The sequence below is a fragment of the Candidatus Neomarinimicrobiota bacterium genome, from assembly GCA_030743815.1.
Classification (GTDB): Bacteria; Fidelibacterota; Marinisomatia; order Marinisomatales; family S15-B10; genus UBA2146.
Window position 1 is genome coordinate 1 of the sequence record JASLRT010000112.1, and the last position, 5100, is coordinate 5100.

General features: G+C 53.2%; 6 protein-coding genes. All 6 read left to right on the forward strand.

The window, feature by feature from the left end:
• The coding region (locus QF669_09215; GenBank protein ID MDP6457609.1) for a transketolase at positions 1-723 on the forward strand (723 nt) is incomplete at its 5' end.
• A 158-nt stretch (positions 724-881) separates the two neighbouring features.
• Entirely contained in the window at positions 882-1901 is a 1020-nt protein-coding gene (gene ruvB, locus QF669_09220; protein ID MDP6457610.1) for a Holliday junction branch migration DNA helicase RuvB, read from the forward strand.
• A gap of 37 nt (positions 1902-1938) precedes the next feature.
• On the forward strand, positions 1939-2970 hold the full coding sequence (queA, locus tag QF669_09225; GenBank protein ID MDP6457611.1) for a tRNA preQ1(34) S-adenosylmethionine ribosyltransferase-isomerase QueA: 1032 nt from the start codon (positions 1939-1941) through the stop codon (positions 2968-2970).
• A complete protein-coding gene (ispD, locus tag QF669_09230) occupies positions 2963-3697 on the forward strand; it encodes a 2-C-methyl-D-erythritol 4-phosphate cytidylyltransferase (protein MDP6457612.1) in 735 nt (244 codons plus the stop codon). The genes queA and ispD overlap by 8 nt, the downstream gene beginning before the upstream one ends.
• Positions 3698-3735: 38 nt before the next feature.
• The gene (gene ispF / locus QF669_09235) at positions 3736-4215 is read left to right on the forward strand and encodes a 2-C-methyl-D-erythritol 2,4-cyclodiphosphate synthase (GenBank protein ID MDP6457613.1); all 480 of its coding nucleotides are present in this window, start codon (positions 3736-3738) and stop codon (positions 4213-4215) included.
• Positions 4216-4242: 27 nt separating this feature from the next.
• Positions 4243-5082 (forward strand): 4-(cytidine 5'-diphospho)-2-C-methyl-D-erythritol kinase, encoded by an 840-nt coding sequence (gene ispE / locus QF669_09240; GenBank protein ID MDP6457614.1) that lies wholly within the window; start codon positions 4243-4245, stop codon positions 5080-5082.
• The last annotated feature ends 18 nt before the right edge of the window (positions 5083-5100 follow it).

A 5100-nucleotide genomic window follows, 5' to 3' on the forward strand; every position in this document is an offset into this window, starting at 1 on the left:
AAAATGATCTGGATTGCTGGTCACTCCGGACCGGAGACGGCGGAAGACGCGCGCACACATTTTGGCATCTTCGCCCCAGGCGTGACCCAGCTCTTTCCCGAAACGCAGATTCTCAATCTCCACCCGTGGGAGCACAATGAGGTGGCGCCTGTCCTAGGTGCGGCCCTCGCCACGGACGTCCCCATCATCACCCTCCACCTTACGCGACCCCCCATTGAGATCCCCGACCGGCATGCACTCGGCATGGAGTCCCACATGATGGCGGCGAAGGGAGCGTACATCATCAGGGACTATGATCCAGACCGTCCAGGGGAGGGGGTTGTCATCATCCGAGGAACAAGCTGTACGTCTAACCTGGTTAAAATTCTCCCCCGGCTCAAAGAGGAAGGTCCCAACGTGAAGGTGGTGGCAGCAATCTCATGGGGACTGTTCCAGCGCCAGCTCGATGACTATCGCCGCGCTGTGCTATCACAAGAGGAAATGCGCGACGCCATGATCATCACGAACACAGCGCTCCGGCTGATGCACAACTGGATCGCTGACGCCAGCGTGAAGCAGTATTCCCTATCTTCCGACTGGGACAACCGTTGGCGCACAGGCGGCAGTGTGGAGGAGGTGGTGGAAGAGGCGCACCTCTCGCCGGAATGGATCTGGCAGGGGATTGGGCAGTTTGGGCAGGTACGGACGGAAAGGGCGTCAAAACTGGCTTCCGCGACAATATAGCAACGTCAGTTCTCACGTCGAACGCACCTCCCGTTCCAGACTATTGTTTGCAATCGATTCAACCTCATATTAAATTAAGGGTTACATTTTGTCCCCGTCACCGCACTTGTCCATATTGTAGCTTGCATGTCGATCATATTTAACTGCGTCTTCGATAGATGACAGATACCCATCTTACAGATCCTGAACCGCAGGAGGAAGACCTTGCTGTTGAGCAGACACTCCGGCCTTCATCATTTGATGAGTTTGTCGGACAGTCTGACGTTGTGGAAAACCTGAAACTCTATATCGAGGCGTGCCGGAAGCGTAATGACGCCCTCGATCACGTTCTTCTGTTCGGTCCGCCGGGCCTGGGGAAAACGACACTGGCTTATATCATATCAAGGGAACTTGACGTGAATCTGAAACAGACTTCGGGGCCAGTACTGGAACGGGCGGCAGACCTGGCGGGACTACTAACCAACCTCCGCTTCCGCGACGTACTCTTTATTGATGAAGTGCATCGGATGAATAATGTGATTGAGGAGTATCTCTATTCCGCCATGGAAGACTATGCCATCGACATTCTTATCGACCGTGGACCCAGCGCCCGCAGTGTCCGCCTGAATTTGGAGCAGTTCACTCTTATCGGCGCCACCACACGGATGGGCAGTCTCACATCTCCCATGCGCGATCGCTTCGGTGTTGTGTTGCGCGTCGATTTCTATGATGTGGACGATCTGATGAAAATCATCCTTCGGTCCGCCGGCATCCTCGCAGTAGAGGTTGACGAGGGAGGCGCCCTTGAGTTGGCAAAGAGGTCACGCGGTACGCCGCGGGTAGCCAACCGGATTCTGAGGCGCTCGCGGGACTATGCGCAGGTGAAGGCCGATGGCAAAATTACCGAGGAGATTGCGCACAGGTCTCTAGATAAATTGGGCATTGATACGTTTGGACTGGATGACATGGATCGGAGTATCCTCAAGGTTCTGGTGGAAAAGTTCAAAGGCGGCCCCGTTGGGCTCAATTCGCTCAGCGTTGCCGTCGGTGAGGATTCGCAAACCATTGAGGATGTCTATGAACCGTTTCTCATCAAGAAAGGATTCATCCAGAGGACGCCGCGAGGCAGAGTGGCTGAGGATAGAGCTTTTAATTACCTTAAGGTCGAAAAACCACAGGATCAGCCGACATTCTTCTGATTGAAGGAGACTATATATGTTTGAGAAACGTGTGAAATTGAGACTGACAGATTTCGATTACCATCTTCCAAAAAACCGAATTGCCCAGTATCCCGCAGATCGCCGGGAACGCTCAAGACTTATGGTCATTCACCGGAAGTCGGGAGAAATCGAGCACCGGCGGTTTTACAATATCGTCGAATACCTTAAGAGGAATGATCTTGTCGTCATCAATACAACCAAAGTATTCCCGGCAAGACTCTTCGCAGTGAAGGACCGCACCGATGCGACGGTGGAAGTCTTTCTCTTGCGCGAGTTGGAGAATGATTTGTGGGAAGTTCTGGTAAAGCCCGCCAGAAAGGTGCGTATCGGGAACAAACTCCATTTTACCGATAAGGTACACTGTGATGTTATCGACAATACCGTCTCAGGTGGCCGGGTTGTTCGGTTTGAATACCCAAGTGACGATTTCTATAAAATCATTGACAAGATCGGGCACTCACCGTTACCTCCCTATATCAAGAGAGATGCGGAACCACGGGACAAGGTAAGATACCAAACTGTATTTGCTGAACATCGGGGTGCTGTGGCAGCACCGACGGCCGGACTGCATCTTACTGAATCTTTGTTGAAGACAATGAAGGCTAAGGGTGTTAAAGTAGCGCCCATTGTTCTGCATATTGGTCTTGGGACTTTCCGTCCGGTTCAAGTGGAGGATCTCACCCGCCATCAGATGGATTCCGAGTTCTTCCAAGTTCCCGCTGAGACAGCTATTGCTATCAATGAGACTCGAGCCAGGGGGAAGCGCATTTTCGCCGTGGGGACATCTACCGTTAGAGCTCTCGAAACAGTTGTTGTCTCCGGGTTTCAGGTGACGCCAAAACGCGGCTGGACAGATAAATTTATATATCCTCCCTATGACTTCAAGATGACTGATGGCATTGTCACGAATTTCCATGAACCGAAGTCGACGCTCCTGATGCTGATCTCTGCCTTTGCTGATCGTAAGTTGACCTTCAAAGCATATCGTGAGGCCAAGCGGGAGAAGTACATGTTCTTGAGCTATGGCGATGCCATGATGATTGTCTGAGCGTTCGTCTGTGCGCGTCTCGGCCGTCATTCCCGCCGCTGGAAAGGGGCTCAGATTTTCCTCTGGTGACAACTCTTCACCTGTTACCCTACGAAAGCAGTTCAGCGCTCTCCTGTCTGAGCCGCTCATCTTTACTACTCTTCAGCCTTTCCTTTATCTGGAACGGATTGACAGCATCGTTCTGGCGGTACAGGAGGATGCTTTCAACTGGTTAGAGAGTCAAATGGAAGAGCGCCATTTTGAGAAAGAGGTCCGGCTGGTGGTAGGCGGCAAGCGACGACAGGATAGTGTCCGCAACGGTCTGGACGTTGTGGCGCCGGAGTCTGACGTTGTGGTCGTGCACGATGCCGTGAGACCTTTCGTTGAAGAACGCTGGATTGACGAAACGGTCCGCCTCTGTGCGGATTACGACGGCGCCATCGTGGCAGTGCCGGCAAAGGATACGCTGAAGCAGGTGAGTGGTGAGGTGGTGAATGCTACAATTGACAGGAGAGATGTGTGGCAAGCACAGACGCCTCAGACATTCAACGTCGAAGTGCTGATTTCCGGTTTTGACAGTGCCGAGGCGCAAGGCATTCAAGCCACCGATGAGGCGCAACTTGTGGAAATGAATGGCGGGCGGGTGGCCATCGTGGAGGGGAGTCACCGGAACATAAAGATTACGACGCAGGAGGATTGGGAGTTGGCACAAGCTATTTATGAGGGAAGATTGGCGAATGATGATTGAAGATTTATGATTGTAAATTGAAGATTGACAATGGAGAGATGGGAGTTCGCACGGGCATAGGGTACGACGTACATCGTCTTGAGGAGGGCGAGACGCTTGTGATTGGAGGGGTCACGATTCCATTTGAGAAAGGGGCCGTGGGGCACTCCGATGGAGATGCGCTGTCTCATGCCGTCGTTGACGCTCTTCTCGGGGCGGCGAATCTCGGCGATCTCGGTCTGTACTTCCCGAGCGACGATGATCAGTGGAAGGACGCTTCCAGTCTGGAGTTCCTCAAGTATGCCGCCGAGAAGGTGCGGTCTGCCCATCTCGAGATCTCGAACGTGGATGCCACTGTTGTCTTAGAAGAACCGAAGCTGTCCCCACACATTGAGGAGATGAAATCAAATATCGCCGCAGCCCTCGGCATTGATATGCCCCTTATTTCCGTCAAAGCGACCACCACTGATGGAGTTGGATTCATCGGCCGGGGCGAGGGAATCGGTGCCATGGCGGTAGCAACATTGACACAAGAATAGGGGCGGGAGTCCAACATTATTCTTACCTTGGAGTCTTGCGCTAAGATCAACATTGGCCTGAAGATCACTGGCCAGCGGTCCGACGGCTACCACACACTTCAGACGGTATTTCACGAAATTCCCCTGTTCGATACACTCACTCTGGAAAAGGAAAGTAGCGGCTGTACGCTCACATCAGATGATCCTTCCCTCCCCGCGGATGAGTCCAACCTCTGTGTGCAAGCCTTGAACGCCTTGGTGGCAGAGCACGCCGGCATAGGCGGTGTGAAGATCCACCTCGAGAAGCGGATTCCTGTCGGCGCTGGTCTTGGCGGCGGCTCCAGTAATGCGGCGGCCGTTCTGAAGGGCACAAATGATCTCTACAACCTCGGGCTTTCGATAGACGAGTTGGAAGGAGCGGCTGCCCCCATCGGCGCCGATGTCCCTTTCTTCGTCCGTGGCGGCACTCAGTATGCCGAGGGTATCGGCGATGTCCTCACGCCTGTATCGCTTCCGCCAATGGGAGCCACTTTGCTGGTGACGGCCCCTGTGCAGATATCCACCGCTTGGGCATACGGAGAATTGAATAATCATTTGGCAGGGAAGTTCACCACAGGTAAATTTGCCGCCGCTTTGGAGTTCTTCGATTCGTGGGCTTCAGCGAATGAGTTTCTTGAGAATGATTTTGAACCTCTGGTGTTTCGAACATATCCAGAGATTGGCGAGATTAAAAATCGGCTGTTGGATAACGGCGCCCGGTTCGCTAGTCTGTCGGGGAGCGGCTCGACTGTGTTTGGTATCTTCACGGAGGAGACTGAGGCTCTCGAAGCCGGAAAACAGTTTTCACCTCCAATCCAAACCTTTCTCACTTCTCCCATCAACAGATAGCTTACGACCCGCCAAACA